At 37.3% G+C, this 23591-nt stretch carries 24 protein-coding genes; 4 read left to right on the top strand and 20 right to left on the bottom strand.

All coding sequences use genetic code 11. The features are described from left to right. Positions 1 to 68 precede the first annotated feature (68 nt). The 8 genes from AWW67_RS05750 to AWW67_RS05715 form a co-directional block, all read right to left on the bottom strand. On the bottom strand, positions 69 to 365 hold the full coding sequence (locus tag AWW67_RS05750; RefSeq protein ID WP_141655386.1) for a hypothetical protein: 297 nt from the start codon (positions 363 to 365) through the stop codon (positions 69 to 71). Between the two features lie 133 nt (positions 366 to 498). Then, positions 499 to 1983 (bottom strand): hypothetical protein, encoded by a 1485-nt coding sequence (locus AWW67_RS05745; RefSeq protein ID WP_062300649.1) that lies wholly within the window; start codon positions 1981 to 1983, stop codon positions 499 to 501. A 435-nt stretch (positions 1984 to 2418) separates the two neighbouring features. Beyond that, positions 2419 to 4776, bottom strand: coding sequence for a TonB-dependent receptor (locus AWW67_RS05740; RefSeq protein WP_062300648.1), 2358 nt, complete (start codon positions 4774 to 4776; stop codon positions 2419 to 2421). A gap of 9 nt (positions 4777 to 4785) precedes the next feature. Beyond that, positions 4786 to 5493 carry an RluA family pseudouridine synthase gene (locus AWW67_RS05735; RefSeq protein WP_053223585.1) on the bottom strand — a complete coding sequence of 236 codons (708 nt, stop codon included), beginning with the start codon at positions 5491 to 5493 and terminating at the stop codon, positions 4786 to 4788. A 26-nt stretch (positions 5494 to 5519) separates the two neighbouring features. Next, complete coding sequence (locus AWW67_RS05730) at positions 5520 to 6608, bottom strand: sensor histidine kinase (protein ID WP_053223584.1); 1089 nt, start codon at positions 6606 to 6608, stop codon at positions 5520 to 5522. Positions 6609 to 6610: 2 nt separating this feature from the next. Continuing rightward, on the bottom strand, positions 6611 to 7297 hold the full coding sequence (locus AWW67_RS05725) for a response regulator transcription factor (RefSeq protein WP_053223583.1): 687 nt from the start codon (positions 7295 to 7297) through the stop codon (positions 6611 to 6613). A gap of 82 nt (positions 7298 to 7379) precedes the next feature. Then, positions 7380 to 8189, bottom strand: coding sequence for a DUF3108 domain-containing protein (locus tag AWW67_RS05720; RefSeq protein WP_053223582.1), 810 nt, complete (start codon positions 8187 to 8189; stop codon positions 7380 to 7382). 47 nt (positions 8190 to 8236) lie between these two features. Next, positions 8237 to 9271: an aminopeptidase gene (locus AWW67_RS05715; protein WP_062300647.1), complete on the bottom strand. Its 1035-nt coding sequence runs from the start codon at positions 9269 to 9271 to the stop codon at positions 8237 to 8239. 109 nt (positions 9272 to 9380) lie between these two features. On the opposite strand from AWW67_RS05715, the gene recA reads away from it, so the two are divergent. Further along, complete coding sequence (gene recA / locus AWW67_RS05710; RefSeq protein WP_062300646.1) at positions 9381 to 10409, top strand: recombinase RecA; 1029 nt, start codon at positions 9381 to 9383, stop codon at positions 10407 to 10409. Between the two features lie 76 nt (positions 10410 to 10485). Here recA and AWW67_RS05705 read toward each other — a convergent pair whose 3' ends face one another. Continuing rightward, a complete protein-coding gene (locus AWW67_RS05705; RefSeq protein WP_053223579.1) occupies positions 10486 to 11730 on the bottom strand; it encodes an ABC transporter permease in 1245 nt (414 codons plus the stop codon). A gap of 298 nt (positions 11731 to 12028) precedes the next feature. Between AWW67_RS05705 and queA the strand changes: the two genes are divergently transcribed. Further along, positions 12029 to 13075 (top strand): tRNA preQ1(34) S-adenosylmethionine ribosyltransferase-isomerase QueA, encoded by a 1047-nt coding sequence (queA, locus tag AWW67_RS05700; RefSeq protein WP_053223578.1) that lies wholly within the window; start codon positions 12029 to 12031, stop codon positions 13073 to 13075. A gap of 66 nt (positions 13076 to 13141) precedes the next feature. Here the strand turns inward: queA and AWW67_RS05695 are convergent, their stop codons facing one another. From AWW67_RS05695 to AWW67_RS05650, 11 genes are all read right to left on the bottom strand, one after another. Then, complete coding sequence (locus AWW67_RS05695) at positions 13142 to 13450, bottom strand: hypothetical protein (protein WP_062300645.1); 309 nt, start codon at positions 13448 to 13450, stop codon at positions 13142 to 13144. Between the two features lie 9 nt (positions 13451 to 13459). Next, positions 13460 to 14674, bottom strand: a complete 1215-nt coding sequence (locus tag AWW67_RS05690; protein ID WP_062300644.1) for a DUF4934 domain-containing protein — start codon at positions 14672 to 14674, stop codon at positions 13460 to 13462. Beyond that, on the bottom strand, positions 14671 to 15414 hold the full coding sequence (locus AWW67_RS05685) for an SUMF1/EgtB/PvdO family nonheme iron enzyme (protein WP_062300643.1): 744 nt from the start codon (positions 15412 to 15414) through the stop codon (positions 14671 to 14673). The genes AWW67_RS05690 and AWW67_RS05685 overlap by 4 nt, the downstream gene beginning before the upstream one ends. A gap of 165 nt (positions 15415 to 15579) precedes the next feature. Next, positions 15580 to 15984: a hypothetical protein gene (locus tag AWW67_RS05680; RefSeq protein WP_062300642.1), complete on the bottom strand. Its 405-nt coding sequence runs from the start codon at positions 15982 to 15984 to the stop codon at positions 15580 to 15582. 297 nt (positions 15985 to 16281) lie between these two features. Continuing rightward, a complete protein-coding gene (locus AWW67_RS05675) occupies positions 16282 to 16758 on the bottom strand; it encodes a hypothetical protein (protein WP_062300641.1) in 477 nt (158 codons plus the stop codon). A 56-nt stretch (positions 16759 to 16814) separates the two neighbouring features. Beyond that, positions 16815 to 17312 (bottom strand): CPBP family intramembrane glutamic endopeptidase, encoded by a 498-nt coding sequence (locus tag AWW67_RS19265; protein WP_062300640.1) that lies wholly within the window; start codon positions 17310 to 17312, stop codon positions 16815 to 16817. Between the two features lie 221 nt (positions 17313 to 17533). Further along, the gene (locus AWW67_RS18970; protein ID WP_176699999.1) at positions 17534 to 17677 is read right to left on the bottom strand and encodes a hypothetical protein; all 144 of its coding nucleotides are present in this window, start codon (positions 17675 to 17677) and stop codon (positions 17534 to 17536) included. Between the two features lie 62 nt (positions 17678 to 17739). After that, on the bottom strand, positions 17740 to 17952 hold the full coding sequence (locus AWW67_RS05665; protein WP_062300639.1) for a hypothetical protein: 213 nt from the start codon (positions 17950 to 17952) through the stop codon (positions 17740 to 17742). Between the two features lie 73 nt (positions 17953 to 18025). Continuing rightward, positions 18026 to 18355, bottom strand: a complete 330-nt coding sequence (locus AWW67_RS05660) for a helix-turn-helix domain-containing protein (protein WP_062300638.1) — start codon at positions 18353 to 18355, stop codon at positions 18026 to 18028. 13 nt (positions 18356 to 18368) lie between these two features. Beyond that, complete coding sequence (locus tag AWW67_RS05655) at positions 18369 to 20543, bottom strand: peptidase domain-containing ABC transporter (RefSeq protein WP_062300637.1); 2175 nt, start codon at positions 20541 to 20543, stop codon at positions 18369 to 18371. Then, complete coding sequence (locus AWW67_RS05650) at positions 20530 to 21711, bottom strand: HlyD family secretion protein (RefSeq protein ID WP_062300636.1); 1182 nt, start codon at positions 21709 to 21711, stop codon at positions 20530 to 20532. Before AWW67_RS05650 ends, AWW67_RS05655 begins: the two co-directional genes overlap by 14 nt. Before the next feature lie 355 nt (positions 21712 to 22066). Between AWW67_RS05650 and AWW67_RS05645 the strand changes: the two genes are divergently transcribed. Together AWW67_RS05645 and AWW67_RS05640 are read left to right on the top strand one after the other, a co-directional pair. Beyond that, positions 22067 to 22732 carry a 2-C-methyl-D-erythritol 4-phosphate cytidylyltransferase gene (locus AWW67_RS05645; protein ID WP_062300635.1) on the top strand — a complete coding sequence of 222 codons (666 nt, stop codon included), beginning with the start codon at positions 22067 to 22069 and terminating at the stop codon, positions 22730 to 22732. Between the two features lie 55 nt (positions 22733 to 22787). Further along, positions 22788 to 23567: a 3-keto-disaccharide hydrolase gene (locus tag AWW67_RS05640; protein WP_062300722.1), complete on the top strand. Its 780-nt coding sequence runs from the start codon at positions 22788 to 22790 to the stop codon at positions 23565 to 23567. The last annotated feature ends 24 nt before the right edge of the window (positions 23568 to 23591 follow it).

The raw sequence follows: 23591 nt of genomic DNA, 5'->3' as shown, positions 1-23591 counted from the left end.
TCATTCAATTTCTTCTAACCAAATCACCTCATATCTTAGTATAGTTTACTGAAAATTAATGCTATGCACTAATTTTCATAACCACCTGCCCAGTAAACTTTATATCTACGAATTTTATTCTCTGAAAGAAACTCATAGAGATAAATTTGTTCGTATACGTCACTACGTAACACTTTATCAGACACTTCCCAATCTTTAAACATTTGTTCGAGTGAATGAAAATTAACCTTTAGGACATCTATTGATGTTAAGGTTTCCACGCCTTTATCTGAGAGCTCCGTTTTAAATTCTTCCGTAAAAATCCTAAAGGTAATTTCTCTATTTCCGATGTCTATTTTTTCAAAATAGTCAATGGAATCTCCCACAAAACCAGGTGGGGTCGAGGTTTTATAATTGTCATTGATCTTAAAACTTAAATTTATTGCCTTGTTAACTTTCTTAGTCTGCCCAATGGACGCTAAACTTACAAGACAAAGCCAAATTAATAGGCATAACTTCTTATTGACATACATCATTGTGGTTTGTTATAATATAATTATTTACTGTATCAGTTATTCTAATTGTATCTGATGGAAGAAGGTTGTACCAAGCCTGAGTTCCTTTCAAGCCTTCCCAAGCCAGATCATTATAAAACTGATCCAGCTGTGATGCATTATCAAACTCTTTTGTAATATCCGCTATCGTTTGAACGTAATGAGCAGCCATTTGTTCATGTTGCCATCCTTTTCCATACCTTCTATAATAATCATATATCCCAGGATAATCCCCATTAGCCATAAGCTGATTAAGTTCGGTTTGAGTCACGCCCTGAATATTTCCCTTTTTGATTAGAGATAAAAGTTTTCGGTACATTTCAGCATGAATTATCTCGTGAGCCATTGTTTTAGCAGATAACAAAGTTGGCCTAAAATTTAGTCCAGCTTGCGAAGTATTATTATTAAACCCAATCGTTATCACGTAATCAGGGGTATCTGTATTTCCAACTGGCAGGTATGTTCTTGCTGCTACACTCGACCCTAAGTCATTCCTTACAGAAAACCTCAAATGAGCAACTGGAAACTCCCCGTCAAATTTTTGAATTGCGCTTTTGAAACCTCCACTAAGGTTCAACAATTTGTTATACACACATTCCGCCTTTGTGTTCACAAAAGTTGGATCTAAAATAATTTCTTCTTCCAGTTCCAATTCTATTTTAAACAAACACCCACGAAGCGGGTCATTACAACCAGCATAAGAACCACCACCATTTTGGGAATAGTATGTGCCTGGCACACCTCCCTCCAAGTTCAATTCTGGATAATAGTTGACAGAGCAAGTCCTTTCATAAGATATGCCCACCAAGTCGGAATATTTACGGACAGGTATCCCTTGTTCAATATGGTAACGGTCAATATAATGATAAATGGCTACTTCTTCGCAATCTACTTCCATTCGAGTTTCAATGTTAACATCGTTGAAATCACTGTTGAGGCAGACAGGGACGCCCAGTACCCTGCCATTGTCCATTCTTTTGGCATAGACCATTTGGTTGTTATTGTCTAACACATTGAGAAGCCCTGAAAAGCTCTCCATCCTGGAAAAGGAAACATCTTTGACCGATTTTCCTTCTGATTTCCATTGGTCCATAAAATACTTGGCCACATAGAAATCAAATTGCCCGCTCTCTTTTTTGACCGCAAGTAATGATTGCTTTGTGTCATAAAGTTTATTTGTTGCCAACACTTGATTTTCAGGAAGATTGATTTCAAACTCATAGTAGTCCAAACCAAGTTCTTCGGAGTATTCAAGTGGAGCTGATACATTCCAGTCCACTTTATAATCACTTGAAACAACCTTGCTAAAAGTTTCTGGAGAAAACTGTGAGATGATACTGTTAATTTCTTGAGGCGCGTTTTTCTCGAAGATATCTTCTTCGGAACAGCCTAGTAATCCCAAGCCAATGGCTGTAATTAGTAAGATGGTTAAATAAAGGTGCTTTTTCATAAGACTTTTTGTTGTTCTGAGTATAAAAAAATAGGATTTAAGTACCTGATCACAGCGGAACATTGACCATGCCCTATACTTATATATGATTTAAACACTGAAAAGTCACCCTTGAAAATGAATTATTTTAAAAAAAAAAATATCGTATTACGTATTACTCCTGATAAATCAGTGAGTTAGGCTCTAAGAAATATTTCAAAAAATAGCCTCAATAAAATAAGCAAATGTAGATGGGCGAAGGAGCAGTGTGAAAATGAAACCGTACTGTATTCCAAATAGCATACTATGCTAGTAAATTGCTCTACCATTTTTAATTACTTACGGTAGTAACCCAGAAATAAAGTTAAGCATAAAAAAGTGGCTATAAGTCGAGTCGAAATGCTTTTTAAATCAAGCCCTTTTAATCCTTCGATTTAAGTAACCCTATAAAGTAGTTTAAAAATCTATGACCACGCCAAAAGTTGGAATTGTAGAACCATTATTGGTATCGGGAATTTCAATCAGGTTTCGCGGCATTATCACTTCACCGTTATCGTCTAAATCAAGACCATATTGAGGAGATTGAGGCAATCTACTTCCCAACAGATTGGTTACTTCAATAAACAAATTCAAAGACCATTTACTGTAATTCCATTTCTTATCAATCCTTACATCCAAAGAGTTGTAAGCCCTTAGACGATCATTGCCAAGCCTATCGTAATCGTTTATAATAGTGGGATATGAATCTTCCGTTGCTTCTATATCTACATGCACAAAAGGCGCTCTACCCAAAAAACGATTTCGGATTCCTAATTCCCAATTGTTATTAAGCTTATAACCACCAGTAAAGGTCAATAAATGACGGTTATCCCATAATGCCGGCCGATAACCCGTATCATTCAAGTCAGTATATTCACTCCAAAACAGGGTATAAGCCAAAATGCCGTAGAATCGTTTGTTCAGCTTTTGCTGATATAAAAACTCCGCACCATAAGCACGTCCCTTCCCGATGCTAGAAATATTTTCACTCCCAAACACCTCAAAGTCACCGCCCAAATTAGCCAAAGAAACTCCATCTCTGATGGATACAGGATAATTCGAATAGCGCTTGTAGAACCCTTCAATGGTAAATCGGGTAGATAGCCTTGGTAAATACTCCAAACCCAATACATAATGGTCTGTTTGAATGTAATCAGCATCTTGATTCACAAACTCACCTGCATTATTCTGGAAACCCAAAATGGTATATGGAGGGATTTTAAAATAGCGCCCAGTGGCAGCGTTCAATGTGATTTTTTCTGACAAACGATAAGCTAAGGAAAGTCGAGGCGAAAGATGGGCGATGTTGTTAAAGCCATTATCGGTAAACGAATCAGCATCATTTCTAATTCCAAATGAGGCTTCTAACTTATTGTTGAAGAATGCTTTAGCAGCTTGCACAAAAAGTCCATACTTAAAGAAGTCAATCTCAGAGTTAAAACTAAGCCCATTATCGTTGTCAAAAGTAGTGTTTTCATAAGCCGACTTTTGAACGTTCAAGCCATAAGACAAAGACCAATCCCCTAAAAACTTGGTGGCTTCAACCCTTAGTTTTTGTTCGGTTTCTCTAGAGTTATTACTGAACAATAAGCCCGTTTCGTTGATATTATCTTGATACCTCACAAAATCATTGTTCAATACATTTGCGCTTAGTGTGGTTCTTAAAAAACCATTATTCATCTTGTGTTTCCAGCTAAACCCCAAAGTTGAAGTCCATTGTTTGATGATTGCAATTTGATCTAAAGTAGCACGCTGTTCTTCAGTAATATCATCTGGAATATTTACGCTGAAATCATCAATGGAACCAACGCCTATCAATGATATTTCATTCTTGTTATCAATTTTATGATCGACCTTGTATTGGTAATCCCAGTAATCGGGTAAAAACGGAAGGTCTATTAATTTGAAAAGGAATTGCAGGTAAGATCTTCTCGCAGAAATAATAAAGGTAGTTTTCGCTTGCTCATCTTCTTTTGGCAGTACCAATGGCCCTTCAAAAGTTAATGCGGCTTCGCTAGCGCCAAGTCTAAAATTAAGGTTTCTGTTTCGCGAGTTTCCGTTACGCTGATTGAATTGTAAGACTCCAGAAAGAGCATTGTCATACTTGGCAGAGAACGAGCTAGTACTCAGTGTTACATCTTCTATAAACGACACATTGAGCAAGCCCACTGGTCCGCCAGCACTACCTTGGGTAGCAAAATGATTGATATTGGGAATCTCAACCCCATCTAAATAATAGACGTTTTCGCTAGGTGCGCCTCCTCTAATAATAATATCGTTCCGGAAACCTACCGAACCAGAAACACCCGGTAAAGACTGAACTACTTTGGCTATATCGTTATTACCACCAGGGTATGTAGCTATCTCTTCCCTAGATAAATTCTGAATCGAGTTTGGATTTTCTATTCTTGAAGGAAACGGGCTTGCTGTAACCACTACTTCGCCCAATTCATCTTGAATCTCTTCGAGTTGAAAAATCAATTCGGCATTACCAGCAGAACGGACAATCACATTGAATTTAACCTGAGGTTGAAACCCCACAAACCGAGCCTCCACTTTATAGGTTTGTGTAGGTACTTTTTCTATTTTAAAAAAACCATTGGCGTCCGTAACCGCACCCAAACTAGTTTCCGCTAAACTCACCGTTGCCCCAACTAAAGGCTGTTGGTCTTTAGCTGAATAAACGTAGCCCTGAAGTGTTGTTTGAGTTTGACCGAGGAGTTGAATAGAAAAACTTAATCCTAAAAGAAGGAAAGCAAAAAAACCTGATTTCATAATAATCTATTACCTGTATTTCTTCAGCTGTTTGTATAACACCTGCATATCCTTAGGATAATCTGCTTTGACGGTAATTTGTTCAGAAAAATTATTGAAAGAGAGTGCGTAAGCATGAAGCGCGAAACGCTGTATAATTGGCCTTTCTTCCTCTTCCCTTTTTAAGTTGAATTTTTTCTTGAGCTGCGAAAGGTACAACGGCTTTCCACCATACATTTCGTCATTAATAATTGGCGCCTTCAAGGTGGCTAAATGTATTCTGATTTGGTGCATTCTACCAGTAATAGGCCTACACTCAATCAGTGAATTTGATTTGAAATTTTCAAGCGTGGTAAAATAGGTTTCCGCTTCCTTTCCCTTTTCTTTATTAATCACCACAATTCCTTTATCTAAAGGTAAAATAGATAACGCTACTCGCTCTTCCCTGAACTCTGTAAGTCCATCTACAAAAGCATGGTAAATCTTATTGATGTTTCTTTTCTCAAATTGAATAGAAGCATGCCGGTATGCTTCTGCACCTTTGGCCAGCAGCAAGCATCCAGAAGTATCTTTATCTAGTCTATGGCAAACAGAAAGGTGTTCTGAATAGTCCTTAGCAAGCTTTTGAACATTCTTTGGGTCATTCCGATCATCAAGTGAAGCCATATGTGCTGGCTTATTAATTACCAAAAAATGATCGTTTTCGTAGCAGATTAAATCTTCAAATTTAATTTTCATGGATGGGTAAAGTCTGAATAATGGAATTAATCCTCAGACTCGAATTCGTCATCATCTGTCGAATCTAAGTCTTCTTCTTTCGACAAAGGTAATTTAAAACTGAATGTAGAACCCTTACCAAAGGTACTAATCACCGATACCTTAGAATTGTGGGCTTCCATAATGTGTTTCACAATGGCCAAACCTAACCCTGTACCGCCTTTTCTTCCTTTAGATCGACTCTTTTCTACCCTAAAAAAGCGCTCAAACACTCTGCCTAAATCTTCTGGTGGAATCCCCATTCCAGTATCTTTTACCGATACGGTTACATGACCGCCCGAAGAAACTGTAAAACCAAGGATTATGTCGCCCTCATCTGTGTATTTATTGGCATTCGACACTAAGTTGGTCAGTACACGGTAAATCTTTTCAGAATCGGCATATACGAAAATCGGATGGTTGTATTCTTGATCGAAACCAATGTACAGGCCCTTCCTTTCTACTTTGTTTTCAAACTGATCTAAAACCTCATTGGCCATTTCAACAATATCGAAATGCTCAAAGTGCATTTTAGTTTCACCCAGTTCAATTTGAGAGAGTGTTAGCAGGTCGTGTATCAGCGCATCTAGGCTGTCTAGGCTTTTTGCAGCCCTTTTCAAGAACTTAATTCTTACTTTGCTGTCGTCAATGGCGCCATCCAAAAGCGTATGAACAAAACCTTGGGCAGCAAATACTGGAGTCTTCAGTTCGTGACTTACATCTGCCAAAAATTCTCTTCTAAATGCCTCAACTTTTTTCAGTTCTTCAATTTCGCGCTGACGACCCGCAGCATAAGTATAAATCTCTTGGTTTATTCTTTTTAGCGGATTAAGATACTTGCGCTCTTCTTCGTCTTCAATAAAGGAAAAGTTTTTCTTACGGATTTTATTGAGCACCTCATAAATTTTACTGATTTCTCTAAAAACCAAAAACTCAAAAGTTATGTAGGCAAAAATATAGGTGGCTGCAAAAGAAATCAGGCCCCCAATAATGAGCGCCTGAACTGGTGTTCCGGAAACTAAAGACAGAAACGCTGTGGTAATAAGCCCCACAACGAAAGCCAAAAGCAATGCAACTGCCTTAGAGTTAAAAAGCATTTTTAATTAGATTCAAACTTATAACCCACCCCTTTAACAGTAGTGATATAACCATCTCCAATTTTCTCGCGCACCTTTCTAATGTGTACATCTACCGTTCTGGCCAATACATAAACATCGGTTCCCCAAATGTTCTGCAATAAATCATCACGACTGAAAACTTTGTTTGGATTTTGAGCAAGGAAATAGAGCAATTCGAATTCCTTTTTTGGAAGGGTAAATTGATTGTCTAATATAGTTACTGTGTAACTGGTTTTATCGATTGTAAGATCACCAATAGAAACTTTTGGAATAGACTTCCCTTTTTTCTCCTTTCTAAAATGAGCGCTAATACGGCTCATTAAAGCACGAGGCTTAATTGGCTTGGTAATGTAATCGTCAGCGCCTGCATCAAATGCCGCTACTTCAGAATACTCCTCTGCCCTAGCTGTCAAAAAAGTAATATGAGCATTTACCATTTCTGGTAACTCTCTAATTTGTCGACAAGTTTCAACTCCATCTTGGTTGGGCATCATAATGTCTAACAAAACCAATTCTGGCTGAAATGTTTTTGCTATTTGCACTCCTTTTTTGCCATCTTCAGCTACTTTTACTTCGTAGCCCTCTTTTACAAGGTTGTATTTAAGTAGTTCAAGGATATCCGGATCATCGTCTACCACAAGCACTCGGTGGTTTTGCTTAGCACCCATAATTCAAAAATTAGTATTTACCTCAGTTCGATATGAGCAAATATATCTAAAAAAAAAGAGCCCAATCTCAAAAAAAGCAGATTTACTGAACAATTGACAAAGGATGTCGCAGGTTCTTTACACTCTTTACGTCTACTTCTAAATAGCCAACGAATATTTTGGCCTGAAACTTTAATGGGATTTTATTATAGTCATCCGACAGCCAAACCTTCAAAGTGTTATCTTCTTCAAACAGTCCATCCTTTTTCATTATGGGAACAAGGATCAAGGCATTTACTTTTCCTAGTTTGGTTTTCACCACTTCTCTACCCATAAATTTAATGCTAAAAGGTTTTTCCTTGTCATCAAAAAACGTGTTTATGGTAATAATTTCCCCTACTTTGATTTTATCAAAATCAATCATCCGTAAATAATAGTAACCACTCACCATGTCTTGCATTTCATCAGTGGTCATATCGTGCTCAATTTTTTCTTTGAGCTGCCTGCTCTCTTTCTCAAGCTTAGCAACGGTCACTTTTTTATCACTCTGATCGAAATAAAGAATCTCGTTTTTACGGAATCGGCCTTCAGAAATATAGCGGTAGAATTGATGCGGTACGAAACGGGCGGTATCGAAGTAAGTGCCCCAATTATCGCGCACGGGAGAAAAGAAATCAAAAATACCCGATGTATTCGCAAATACATCTATTTTGAAAGTTGGCCTGCCCTTCATTGTATAAATTATGTCACTCACTTTTAGCTGCGCCTCTGCTGCTTTTATAAAGCCAACTGTTGCTTTTAATTCGATTTCTTCACCCGAATTAAAGGGCTTTTCTTTAGCCAAGGGATACCCCTGGGCGGCTAACTGTAAAGAAAAAGTGGTTAAGAAAAGTATTAATAGAAAGTGCTTCATTATATATTTTATACTCTCTTTGACAAAGGCCATACCAAAAACTCTAATTACAGTGAAGGATACTTTGATTTAAGGTACTCAAGATAACGTTTTAAATCACCCTTGTGCTTCAAATTTAATTCGTCTTGCAACACTTGTTGCTGCGAATTATACCTTAAATAAGACATGAAAAAGGTGTTATTAGGCACATATGTCTCGAAAAAGCCTTTATATACTTCCGATTTAAAACCCAGTGTATCAAAGTTGGTTCTAATCTGATCAATTTTATTTTTCTTAAGCACTTTTTTCTCAGAAATCGGCAACTCTTTCATGGAAGTGTAAAGAGAGTCAAGCGCTTTTGCAGCCTTTAGAATATATGCTTTGAAGAGTTCTTCGTCTGCAATTTCACTTTGATATTGACTTACCTCAGGAGAGTTCTTTCCATATTTTGAGCTGAGATACATTATTGCACCTCTATCACCAATAAACGAGGCTAAGTTTTCATTAAAAGTAACCGAGTCTTTCACGAACAAAGTACCATGTGTAAGTTCATGAATTAATAAACTGGCCAAATCACCTTCCGATCGATTTAACATGTTTGAAAGAATGGGATCTTTAAACCAGCCCAAGGTTGACCAACCTCCTGCAGTTCTCACACCAACATCTAAACTATCTTTCGCTTTAATTTCATTGGCCAAGTCCACTGCTTTTTGTCGGTCGAAAAAGCCCTTATAGGGAAAACTACCTACAATTGGGAACTTCCATGTTTTAGGTGTGAAACTGTAAGGGGCGCAAGCGGTAACCACATACATAGACGCCTTTCCTTGCTGGTCGAATATTTCAGTATAGTTTTCTGAGTAATTGATTCCAAGGGAATCGAAAGCGAAAGACCTAATTTGATTTACCAAAAGTGCCTTCTGCCTAAGGGAGTCAGGGGTTTGTGGATTTTCAATAAATTCATCGAGCGGAACAGTGTTATTTACTACATGTAATTGGCCTTTCAATTGAAATAAGCCATATCTGATCAACTGAAAATTCCATACACAAAAAACGATGATCAATGCGATCACTCCTAAACCAATCCTTTTTAGCCACTTCTTCATACCAAATAATCATACGAAAATAAGCCTTATTTATTAAAAAGTTGGGTTGTGAATTGAAAGCATTCCCACTATCTTCACAAACTATTCTGAACAAAATACCCAATCAATAATGAGTGATAAGTCTGAAAAATTAAAAGCATTACAGTTAACCATAGATAAACTCGAGAAATCATACGGGAAGGGTGCTGTAATGAAACTGAGTGATGAAAAAGTGGTTGATTTACCTTCTATTTCAACTGGTTCGTTGGGGCTAGATATAGCCCTTGGCATTGGAGGAATTCCTCGTGGTAGAGTAGTTGAAGTATATGGCCCAGAATCGTCTGGTAAAACTACACTTTCAATGCACTGCATTGCAGAAGCACAAAAGAAAGGAGGACTTGCGGCTTTTATTGACGCGGAACATGCCTTTGACAAAGCTTATGCTGAAAAGCTGGGCATTGACACTGAAAACCTACTGATTTCGCAGCCAGACAATGGAGAGCAAGCTTTAGAAATTGCTGAGCACCTTATTCGTTCTGGCGCTATAGATATCATTGTTATCGATTCTGTGGCCGCTTTGGTTCCTAAGGCAGAACTTGAAGGCGAAATGGGCGATAGCAAAATGGGGCTACAAGCCAGATTGATGTCTCAAGCATTGCGAAAGCTAACGGGAGCAATTAACAAAACAGGCTGTTGCTGTATTTTCATTAACCAATTAAGAGAGAAAATTGGAGTAATGTTTGGAAACCCAGAAACGACTACGGGTGGTAACGCGCTTAAATTCTATGCTTCTGTAAGACTTGATATTAGAAGAATTGGGCAGATTAAAGAAAGTGCCGATAATATTCTGGGAAACAGAACGAGGGTTAAGGTAGTGAAGAACAAAGTAGCGCCTCCGTTTAAGGTAGTAGAATTCGATATCATGTACGGCCAAGGAATTTCTAAGGCTGGTGAGATTATCGACATAGGCGTAGAAATGGAGATTGTGAAAAAGGCAGGCTCTTGGTTCTCTTATAATGGAGAAAAACTTGGCCAAGGCCGTGACTCTGTTAAAGCCTTAATTGAGGATAATCCGGAGTTAATGGACGAGCTTGAAAGAAAAATTAAAGCCAGAATCAATGGTGAAGATATAGAGGAAACTGCTCCAGCAAAAAAATAACATCAGAAAACTAAAAGTAAAAAGGCCGAACTGCATCTTGCAATTCGGCCTTTTTTATATCTCAATTTTCAGGAAGTTAACTAGCCCTCATTGCTTCTACAGGGTCTAATCTAGCTGCTTTAGCAGATGGCACAATACCAGACACCACACCAATAACAGACGACACCACTACGCCAAGCAGTATGTTTTTAAAGCTTAGAGCAATTTCCAATCCGCCAGTTGGAATAAAGGTGAGCAGGTAGACAATTAAAACCCCCGTGACCCCTCCAATCAGACAGAGGAAAATGGCTTCAAACAGAAATTGAAAAAGGATAAAATAGTTCTTTGCTCCCAATGACTTCTGAATACCAATTATTTTGGTTCGTTCTTGCACGGAAACAAACATAATATTCATAATACCAAAGCCTCCTACCAAAATTGAGAAACCACCGATAATCCAGCCGGCATACCCCACAATATCAAATACTTGACCGATAGCATCGGCAATGGCTTCCGGCCTGTTTAACGCAAAATTAGATTCTTCTTTCGGCTTTAAACCTCTTACTTTTCTTAGCATTCCCTCCATTTCATTCTGAAGTTCAACTAAGCCAATATCTTCTACATAACCCTTCGCAGCAATTGTTGGGCTCACTCCAAACCTACCCACGTAAAACATTTTAGTAAACATTTTATAAGGAATGTAAATTCTTTCATCGCTACTAGGCGTACCCAAAAGGCTTTTCCCTTCCTTGGCCAATACACCAATTACCACCAATTTCTGACCGCGAGTGGTAATGCTCTTACCAATTGGAGATTCATAAGGGAATAGTGATTTTGCCACTTCATCTCCGATAATAGTTACATTCCGCCCTCCTTCAATCTCCTGAGAAGTAAAATAGCGTCCATTTAGAATATCAACTTCATATACATCCTTGTATTCGTTGCTAATTCCAAAGATGCTAATCCCATTGATACTGCTACTCTTATATTTCATGGTGCTACTTCGTGTACCATAAAAGGTAACATGGCTCGCGTTCTTTAAATTTGATTTTAAAAACTCGAACTCATCATAAGTGTTTGATGGTCTTCTAAAATAGACATAGAACGGAACGTTAGGGTCACGTTCCACAAAACTCATTTTATCTACACTCACTACATTCGAACCCAAAAAGGAGAAACTGTCCTTAATATTTTTCTCTAGAGAATCTACTACTGTAAACACCGCAATAATGAGCATGATACCAATAGTGACCCCCAATAGAGAGAGCATTGTTCTAAGTAAGTTGGTCGACAGTACTTGCCAAGCAAACCTAATGCTTTCCCCAAGCAGCTTTAAAAACATTCCCACGTGTTGCTTATTTTAAATGAGTGACTTCTGTTTTTCTTAACAAACGCAAAGAATCGAAAAAAGTAAACAGCTATCAACGCATTTTGGTTAAAAAGATCATTCTTGTTAGTGATCGGACATTTGTGCGCCTGAATGGCCAGACCTATTTGAGCAAAAGCAAAAAGAGCTAGTTGCTTCTCGGTCGTATATACGGTTACGTAATTATATACAGTCCTCACCTATGACACTCAGCCATTTATTATTATCTTTGCCAGCTATTTGAAAAAACGCAATTAACGCTAGTATATAAAGAATGAAGTTATCAGCATTTAAATTCGATCTTTCTGAAGATAAGATTGCAAAGTATCCTACCGAAAACAGAGACGAATCAAAATTAATGGTTTTGCACCGCGATACGGGAGAGATTGAGCACAAGATGTTCAAGGATATTGTGGACTATTTTGACGAAGGTGATGTGCTGGTGAACAACGACACCAAAGTTTTTCCTGCTCGTCTTTATGGCCAAAAAGAAAAAACAGGGGCTAAAATTGAGGTTTTCTTGCTTAGAGAGCTTAATCAAGAAATGCACCTATGGGATGTTCTTGTAGATCCTGCTAGAAAAATACGAGTAGGTAATAAACTCTATTTTGGCGAGGGCGAATTAGTGGCCGAAGTAATCGACAACACCACTTCGAGAGGTAGAACAATTCGTTTCCTTTTTGATGGAACAGATGAAGAGTTTTACAAAACCATCGACACTTTAGGCGAAACACCGCTTCCTAGAACTATTCCGAGAGAAACAGAACCTGAAGACAGAGAGCGTTTTCAGACAATATATGCTAAGAATATAGGTGCGGTAGCGGCTCCAGTAGCAGGCTTGCACTTTACAAAACAAGTAATGAAGCGCTTAGAAATTAAAGGTGTTGACATTGCTTCAATAACACTCCATATTGGTTTAGGCACTTTCCGTCAGGTTGATGTTGAAGACCTTACCAAACACAAAATGGATTCTGAAAACTATACTATCCTTCAATCTACAGCCGATGCGGTAAACAAGGCTTTAGACAATAAGAAAAGGGTATGTTCTGTAGGAACAACATCTATGCGTGCTTTAGAATCGTCTGTTTCTGCTGGTGGCCGATTGAAAGCCAACGAAGCTTGGACAGACAAATTCATTTTTCCTGAATATGAATTTAAAATCTGTAACGCTTTGATTACAAACTTCCATTTACCAGAATCTACTTTGCTAATGCAGGCAGCCGCTTTTGGAGGGTATGAAAAAACAATGAACGCCTACAAAGTAGCTCAAAAAGAAGGGTATAGATTCTTCAGCTATGGCGATGCCATGTTGATTATCTGATTTTGTAGACTTTAGGTTTTAGACAAAAGCCTTCTCTGGTATTATACTAGGGAAGGCTTTTTGGTTTTAGAAGAGCTTATCAATTTCTGATTGCTGTTTTTCAAAGGCGTCCAACTCAACTTTATATTTATTAAGCTGGTAGTTGGTTCTGCCAAAGCGAATAATTGTCATTAGAAAAGCCACTACTGCTCCCTTACCCATGGTTGTCAGTAACTCATCAATGGTGTGACCTTCCATAGTAAAACCGTAGAAAGCATATTCTACGACACCAAACACCAAAGCAAAAACAAGAGTAAATACTACCAATTGCAAAGGCCATTTGCCCTTCTGCCTTTTCTCTAAAAGTAACTGGCGAAGTTTTTTATCTGAGATCATAATGCAAGTTTATTTAAAGACAGCTTCGTTAGTATTTCCCCATTTTTTAAGATGTACTAACATGAGTATTGGGTTTTCCTTTTCAAAAACAGGATTGCTTATTAGCTCCTTTATCTTTTTAGTTTTTTTCGTAAGCTCTTCTATTTGTTCATTCAGAGACAATAATAACTCTGCTGGAAGATCAGCAATCATCAAACTATTATTGGCAAACTTAGTATGCAAATAAGGCACATAATCTAAGTCATTGTCAATTTTAGTAACTACACTAGTTTTCTGTGTAAGCTTATCGTAAAAAACATATTTGTATGTCTTTCCGGCATAAAATAACGACATGAGATAATCGTCATTCTCGAAGGTATCCCCCATCAAATACTGGCTTTCCATTCTCTGCTCAGACCTTAGAAAATCATTAACACCAAAGAAGCCGCCTTCAATGTTACCCAAGGACTTATCACCAAAGTCCATTACATATTTTGAGGTAACGGTAGAACCAGAAATTTCATAGATTGTATCGTTTAAGGCTTGGCTAAAAATCCAACTGCTGCCTGTGGATTGAAAAGGTCGGAATGAACCGTGAAATGATAAGTAGTCATTTTCTGCGCTCAATGGCAAGAAGGCCCTCAGCATCTCTCCCTCTTTAGAGAAAACTACAACTTGATTATTATTCGCATCACCTCCTTTAACGTATTGATTGTTTCGAAATACGGCTATATCATTTCCAAGCACGTTAATAGAAGCTGCAAAAAAAGGCAATCTGATTCTGTTAATTAGCTCACCTGCAAAATCAAACACTTTGATATCCTTACTATTATTATCCAAAATATATAACTCTTGAGCTTGAGCACTTACATCAAAATCCGAAAACTCCAGCACTTCACCTGGCCCTCCTATCCCTTCTTGAATATCAAAAATAAGCTTACCATTCAGATCAAACACAAACAACGCAGACGCAATCTCACGGTCTAATACGAAAAACCGTTTTTGAGTTAATAAGACTCTATCAATCTGCCCAATGGCTAACTCCTGAGGAGTATCCAACAGCACGTAACTAATTGAATCACTCAAAGTACTCAAGCTCATTTGCTCTGACTGAGTTTTATTTACAGCTATCAATGTGGCATTGTTAGAATAATCTGTATTCTTTTCCGGAGAACACCCAATGATAGCCAACAATGTAGTTAAGGCAAGTAGGGTATTATTTTTATCAAACCTCAATCTAATCATTTCTGCTCCTTTGAAACCAAACGAATACCTGCAAAAGGTAAGGCCGATTTGTCGAAAAACTTTTTAGACGTATAAAATCCATTATGAATAAACTCCATTTCAAAGTAATCTTTGTCTAAAAAGAAAGCCCCACCTAGTCCATTCACCCCGCTTCCGTCAGGTTCGAGCGCCATTTCCGTTACATTTCCGCCCATATCATATAACCCTAATTCATTCGGTATCTTCTGACCTATCGGCATCAGTGTCTCACGAGAATTTCCATCAAACCAGCCTACTTGACGAGCGTTATTACCACCGGGATACTTGAATGATTCACTTTTTGAACCACCTTTCGCTGCATACAGCCATTCTTCTTTAGTGGGTATTCGTTTCCCCGCCCATTCTGCATAGGCTTTAGCATCTTTTAAAGACAATCTGGTTACAGGTAATTCTCCATACCTTTCTAGTGGAATCCTTCTACCATAAATATCATGACGCCAGTTAACCCCTTGTACCATTTTAGCATAGGGGTTATAAACTTTACCTGAGTCTAAGACTTCGCTCACTGTTTTATACCCTGTCCTTTCAACAAATTGCTGAAATTCAGCCATGGTAGTCTCATACTTGTCCATGTAGAAGGAGTTGATGGAATCATTGCCCTCAACAAAAACCATCTTGTCATCAAAGTTTTGAGAAAATACAACAGGTGAAATGCCCGATAAAGCACTACTGAAAAATAAAAGAATTAGCAGAAATGACATACTGATTTTTTAAAGAGACTCCAAAGCACCAATACTTCGAATCACAGAAACTTATTAATAACCTAGAGACAAGTCGGTCAGAACACTAAGCGTTAGAACCACCTTGCCTCTTTTCACCTCAATTACAAAACCACAACCTTTATTCTCCTAACTACTAGCACTGGATTAAGGGAATACTGCCTCGCTAGAGCTACTCGTTTTCCTAAAGAATATGCTTACCACCAAATACATGAAACCTGTCGCCAGTGAATAAGCTACAATATCCATAATATCGAACGTGCCAAACCACCTAGTAGAAAACAAGCTTATCAGCTCAAGAATACCATAAAAAATCCCAACTAGAAGAATATCTAATTTGAGTGATTTGACCGTTGGTCTTTTTCTGAATAACTGAATCAACAGAATAACGGCAATCACTTTAATAAATTCAGAAGTCGCTTCAGCCATCAACGGACTTAACCATTCATCGGTATAATTAGGAAGATATACTTCGTTTAAATATCGACCTAATAAAACTATTGGTGTTATCAAAACAAGGATTAACACTTTCATTAAGTATTTCTTCTTCATATGTCGAGTTTAGTTTAATCTGCTGTTTTCTAACTTCACAAGTTCTCTCACCAAAGTCAACAACCATTGTCAAATAAAACCCATGAAAATCCCTCAAAGGCTATATGATATTGATATTGAACCAGCAAACCAAACAGAAAAGACTATTCGGCATGCATGGCCAACTAACCAAGGCTTTGAATAAATAATACACCCAATTTCTAACCTCCAGTAAATAAAATAACGGCACCGAGAACCATTAACATTCCTAGTAAAAACTGAATCTCAGATTCTGCTACTAATTTATTTTTCATATCATTAGTCAACGGGAGTATCTTCTAAAACACGGTTAAGAGAATTAATAAACATGAGATAATAAACAAAAAGAACTATTGCCGTAAAACCTAACTCGAATATATAACCAAAATCATTCATAAAATCTGGAATTAAAAGCAGTATAAAGACTGAAACTGGTATTATTAAGATTAATCCAATTACCAACAGCCTAACGCCAATAACAAATCCTATGCTAAAATAATATTCCCAAAACCTCTCTGCTTGATTGGCCTCCTTACAGAGATTAAACAAATGCAAAGTAAAACCAACTGTAATCATTAACTCAAGTAAAACAGCCAAGTTTGTCATCCATGGGTCTATCAATTCATCTCCAGAAAAATTTAAGGACCCAAGCCCAATCAAAACTACTCGAACAATAAAGTAAATAAAAACATGTTTTTGCGATAAAGTTCTAGCCTGAAGGTCATTTTCTAATTTTTTTATGCTGTAAATAATCATTAAAATATAATTTAGAATTGATTTTTTTACTATTTTTAAAATTAAATTCTACAAAATCAAGAAAGTTTTAGGACATCATCTACAATAAAAGCGAATAGATTATTGGTAGCATGGATAAGAGTCAATGACCAAAAAGCGCTTTTTCTTGACTTCCAATTTCTAATAAAGATGTAGATCCAACAATAGAATAGTCCGATGAATATCATTATTACAATGTAGTAGATATTGTAATAATGAGAAAGACCAAATAATATGGATGACAAAATCAAAGCAATTTTCTCAGCCCATGAGCTATTTTCTATAAAAAGAAAAGTACTTTCAATAATGAAGAATTGAAAAATACAAGTCTCAACTAACGGAACTACTATAACACTAAGCAAAAATATATCAAACAAACTTAGATCATTTAACCAATCTATTTCCGTTAAGCTAGGATCAACATTCGAAACAACAACAGAAAGAAAAATAATTACTACTAATTGAATAGCACAAAAGATAAAAACTACGTTTGCCAAGCTTTTATTTTCTAAATTTTTCTGAAGTTTATATATCATTTTGTTTATGCTATTACCTAGTTTAAAAAAACAGTAGGATTACTTACTTAAATCGCAGAACAAAAAGCTGAACCCCTTTTAAAGCAGCCTGCACTTATTTTTATGGGCTCTAACTCTAAATTTGATTAAAATATAAATAATTGATTTACAGCATCTTGCCCTCTAAATAAGTAACCCTAAAAAACAGTTTAGGCAAGAGCTAAAAAACTCTTGCCTAAATATTAACCCCTCATTGAGCCATGTGATCCTCCATATTCAATGTGTCTATTATAAGCATCTCCATAGGCTTCCATCATATTGCCCAATACTTTACCTACAAACTTCCCAAATGAACTGAGGATGCCCCCGCCATTTATTGACTTCATCTCCGATTTATTTAAATCTCTCATCGTTTTGTTTTTTTTAAAAATTTCAACTAAAATAAATATTAGTTATTACCTAGAGGACGTATATCATCCTCTGCTGATTCTTTCAGCCCTTCCTTCAAGCCATCAACAAAGTCATTAGCCATGTCTGCCAGACCCGACACTTCAGCAAACCACTTAACTGCCTTCCACACTGACCCCCAACCTCCTCCATTAATTTGGCTCATCTCTTGAACTCCTAGTTCCATAGGTTCAAATCTTTCTAAATTTTTCATTTTCAAAAATTTAATTGTTAAACACTTATTTACCAGTAACTAATTAGTGCACGTTTTCATTACCGTTATAAGATTAAAACATAGCACTCTCAAAAAATGAGAGTCGGAAATTATTTTTAAAAAAATTTGAACTGACAACTAAACCTCCATTGATTTCACCCCAATCCTTGTCTGATTTAAAACCATAATTGAATTCAACTGGATATTCGTAATAATAGCTTCGTATAGAAAAATCGTAAACCACTGGAGCATCTAATGATTTCATTCCTTCAATAATTCTAAAAACGGTGGCCTGAGAAACCCCCAATTTTTCTGCAAGTTCCTCCGGTGTACCTGTGGCCCTCTTTCTAATTAAGTGATGTACCCTTTCAACCATTTCGAATTTTTTAATCAGACCTGTCATAACACTCTAATTTTTATGCACTTATTTTATTAAAAGCTTCTGGCATTTGCTGCCTCCACAAATCATAATACTTGCCTTTCTTTTCGAAGAGCTTAAAGTGAGAACCCTCTTCAATTACCTGCCCTTTTTCCATAACAATTATCTTATCGGCATTTACCACAGTACTTAATCTGTGTGCAATGATTATAATTGTCTTGTTCTCTGTTCTTAGCCTTTCAATAGTCATTTGAATATAACTTTCGGAAGCTGTGTCCAATGAGGAGGTAGCTTCATCGAAAATAAGAATTTCAGGTTTTTGATAAAGCGCCCTAGCAATGGCTATCCTCTGTTTTTGCCCTCCAGAAAGAGTAGCTCCATTTTCTCCTAAGTAGGTATGAAAGCCGTTAGGCAAGGCCTCCACAAACTCAAGAATACCAATGGACTCGCAAATCTCAAGTATTCGCTCCATGTCTGGTTCAAACTGACCCACCGCAATATTCTCAATTACATTTCCAGCAAACAGATCAATTTTCTGAGGCACAACCCCCACCAAAGCCCTTAAGCTTGCGTTGTCAATATATTTCAGGTTTAACTGTCCAATAACAACGCTACCGCTGTTCAATGGATATATGTTTTGAAGCAAGGAGGCCAGCGTAGACTTTCCTGAACCGCTTTCGCCTACAATAGCAGTAATTTCTCCTCTACTTAACAACAAATTGAAATCCTCGAACACCTGAACCCGAGTTCCGTACCTGAAATTAACATTGGAAAACTTAATATCTCCAATATTCTCCCTAGTCAATTTTACTTTATTTTCCGTTTCTTCTCGTTCTAAGTCCATAATTTCAAAAAGCCTATCTGCCGCTATTAAAGCATTTTGTATTGTTTTATTTGCCCCTACTAGCGATGATACTGGCCCAGTGAAATAACCTATAATGGCGTAGAAAGAAAGAAGTTCCCCTGGAGTAATACTTCTGTCAATAACAAAGTAAGAGCCTGACCAAAGTAAAATTATAGTGAAGGTTCGGGAGATTAGGCTTGTACTTGTCCCGGTAAACATTCCATTCAAAGCAGACTTATATCCTGTTTTGAGTAAATCAATAAAACGTGTCTCTGTTTTAACATTCGCAAAGCCTTCAAGCCCAAAACGCTTAATTGTACCCACTGAATTTAGGCTTTCCACCAATTGGCTTTCCAAATCAGCCGCTTTTTCCATCACTTTTCGTTCTACCTTTTTATTCAGCCTATTGGTGATAAAATAGATGATCAAGTAAAAAGGAACAATTGCCAGCATAATCATGGCCAACTTCCAGTGATAGGAAAACATGAGGCCGAAAGAGAAGATAACAATGAGCACATTAACAGTCAGCGAAAGAGACACTTCATTGATAAAAGCCCTGATTTTAACCGCATCACCAATTCTCGATACTATTTCACCAACACGCATGGTATCAAAAAACTGTTGAGGTAGCTTGAGTAAGTGTTTATAATAACCAAGTATCAGTCTAGCATCAATTTGTTGTCCTGTTCTTAAGAGAAAAAGATCTTTATAAACGCCCAATAAAACTTGAGCGACCAGAAGCACAACCATAATAATGCTTAATAGATTGAGCAGGTTTGTATTACCGTCTACTAAAACAAAATCTGTGATTTTTTGAATGTAAATGGAAGTAGATAACCCCAATAAGGTATAGACTATGGCACCTATAAACGCTTGAAAAAGAACTGATTTATGTGGCTTTAAAAGGAACCACATTCTTTTATAAACAGAGACTTTTTCGTTAGATGCTATAAAGGTATCTTCATTAGGCATTAAAAGAACCAATACTCCTGTCCATTCTTTTTTGAATTCAGCGTGCGTTCTTTTCTCTAGTTGCCCCGTTCCTGGATCCATCACGGTAATATGAGATTTGTCAACCTTATAAATCACCACAAAATGATGCAATACTTCTTTGACTATTACATGAGCAATGGTTGGCAAAGGAATTTTAAACAAACTATCAAATTCTCCTCTAACTCCCTTTGCCTCAAATCCCAACTTTTCAGCTGCCTCAACCATTCCAAGCACATTAGTACCTTTCTTATCGGTACCTGCCATTTGCCTAATCTTTGAAATTGGCAAACCCTTGTCATAGTGTGCCGCTATTGAAGCTAAACATGCAGCCCCACAGTCCGTAATGTCATGTTGCTTTACTTTAATAGAGGCCATTTTTACTAAGATTTTGATTTGGAGTATTATTCTGCGCTGGATTCAACCAGTCATCAACTTTGTCATATAGCAGATCAAATAAAGATCTCTCGGTTATATGGTATCTCGCCCTAAGGGTTAGCCCCTTTTTTAAATCCCCTACAAAGCCATTACGTAAACTGAGTTGTGATTGATCAAGGCTGCTGCGCACTTTAAAAACAGGTGCATTGTTAATTACTTCTAGGTCATTGCTAATTTCAATGATATTGCCTGAAGCGAGACCCCAATTGTTATAGTTGTAGGCATCAATCTGATACTTTGCGCCAGCCCCAAGCGTAATTAAGCCTATATCACTTGGAGATATATAAGTCTCAACAATGAGGTCAGTTGAGGGAGAGATTTCTGCGACAACTTCCCCTGCATTGATATAACCACTGACTTCAAATCCTTTTACATTAAAAAGAGTGCCCGATATGGGAGCTAATAAGAAATATTCATTCAAGTTGCGCTTTAGGGCTGTGGCGGAACTTTCAAACTCCAATATTTTTTGAGTCTCACTTTTTCTTTCACTTTCCCAAAAGTACCTCTGGTCTTTTATCAACAACTCCTTTTCATTTTGAAGCAGATTGTTTTCAAAAGTCACTTTTTGATACTCTGCAATCGAAATAACTCCTTCATCAAACAGCCTTTCCTGTCGATCGAGAATTGTAGTCGACTGAGCCATACGCAAATCCAACTCTCTTAATTTCTGCTCAAATTTCAAATAGTTAGTTCTATTGGTGGGAAGTTGTAACTTATTCCTGTCAACTTCTTTAGCAAAAATCAAATAGTTTAGATCCGCCAAATTGTCCTCTACAATTCGCTTTTCTGCTTCTATCTTCTGAATTTGTTCTGTTACTCTTGAGTTATCCAACTTTAATAGTGTATCACCCGCTAGTACTTCTTGGTTATCCTTTAAGTTATAAGTTTCAAGAAAACCAGTTACTGGTGCGACCAGATTTCTTCTTTCCTTATTCGGTTTAATAATCCCATTGGCCGAGACATAAATATCTGTTTTCAAAAAAGGAGTTGCTCCCAACCCTGCTATAATGATGAAAGAAGCAAGTATAAATATCACGTTACTCCTTACTTGGTTCTTATAGTTAAAGGCCTGTGATGTGTTTTCTAATATTTCTTTCGGAAAAATCATTTAAACTTCTAACAAGGGAGTTCTTTTTGACAAAATGAATGAAGTACACATTTGCTCCTACAGAAAAGCGATTTATGCATAGTCTTACTGAACAAATCCAGCAACTTCATTAAGGATTAGGTGAAAGTGTTTTAGATATTTTTAAAAATAAAACATCTATTGATTACACCTATTAATGATTTAAACACCCAAATATCACCCTTTATCTCAATATTTTTTTCGAGAAATTTCAAATTAGGATTTAAGTTACTGACATTCAATCCTTTAAAAAGAATACTAATTTCATCGAAAATTGATTACTAGTTCAGATTATAACTGAATGCCAATAATGATTGATTTTTCGTAAATTTCGTTCATGCAAAAATACGCCATCATAGTAGCTGGGGGTAGTGGTACCCGAATGAAGTCTGATATTCCTAAGCAGTTTATTGATATTGGTGGCAAGCCCATTCTGATGCACACCATTGAGGCTTACATTGCGGCCTTTGCAAGTTTAAAGTTGATTTTGGTTCTGCCCGAAATTCAAATACCATTTTGGAGAGGGCTTTGCGAAAAGCATAAATTCACTATTAAGCATCAAATTGTAAATGGTGGCAATAGCCGATTTCAATCTGTAAAAAATGGGCTCAACGCCATTCACGGTAATGGCTTGGTAGCGATTCATGATGGTGTCCGACCTTTTGTTTCCACTGAAATCATTAAAGAATCTTTCAAAGTAGCCGCAGATAAAGGAAATGCCGTAACCAGTGTTCCGCTGAAAGACTCCATTCGATTTATTGAAGGTGAAAACAATAAGGTTGTCGATAGAAGCCAATTCCAGCTTATTCAAACCCCTCAAACTTTTCAGATTCAACTGATTAAAAAGGCTTTCGAAGTAAAAGAAAACCACACATTTACCGATGATGCCTCAGTATTAGAACACATGGGTGAAAAAATCAATTTGATTGAGGGGGACTATAAGAACATCAAAATCACCACTGCTGAAGATTTAATTATGGCAAACGCCATTCTGAACGCATAATATTCAGTTGAATTGGTGTAGAAAATCATTAACTTATTGGCTTAATTTTTTCGATGTGAAGCACCTTCAACTAACACTTATACTCGCCATTATTGTCATCGCATCTTCTTGCCAAAAAGAAGAAGAAGAATGGATAGAGTTATTCAACGGTAAAGATTTAACAGGCTGGACACCCAAAATCCGAGGTTACGAGGCTGGAGACAATTTCGGAAATACTTTTAGAATAGAGGACGGAATGATTACCGTGGCCTACGATGAATATGATACTTTTAATAATCGGTATGGCGTACTGTTCTATGAAAAGCCATTTTCAAAGTATTTATTACATATCGAATACCGATTTATTGGTGAGCAAGCCAATGGCGGAGAAGGTTGGGCCACCAGAAACAGCGGTGTAATGCTGCACTCTCAATCTGCCGAAAGTATGGGCCTGAATCAGGACTTCCCGATTTCTTTAGAAGCTCAGTTTTTAGGCGGCTTAGGCAACGGCCCTCGTCCAACCGGCAACCTTTGCACTCCTGGTACTCATGTAGAAATGGGCGGCAAACTGATTACCCGACATTGCCAAACCATTGAAGGCCCCACATTTGATGGCGACCAATGGGTTAGCATTGACTTGCTGGTGATGGGGGATGAATACATTGCGCATATTGTGGAAGGCGACACGGTCATTCAATACTCAAAGCCCATTGTAGGCGATGGAATGGTAACTGGCTTTAAACCAGAAGCAAAAATAAATGACACACCACTGACCAAGGGTTATATCGCGCTACAAAGCGAAAGTCACCCTATTCAATTCAGGAAAGTGAGCATTAAAGATTTATCGAAAGATTAATACCTTGTACTACTCAATCTAATT

Origin of the sequence: Roseivirga seohaensis (assembly GCF_001592945.1) — a bacterium.
Classification (GTDB): Bacteria; Bacteroidota; Bacteroidia; order Cytophagales; family Cyclobacteriaceae; genus Roseivirga; species Roseivirga seohaensis.
Note: the sequence above shows the minus strand (reverse complement) of the source record. Positions and strands in the feature narration are given on the sequence as shown.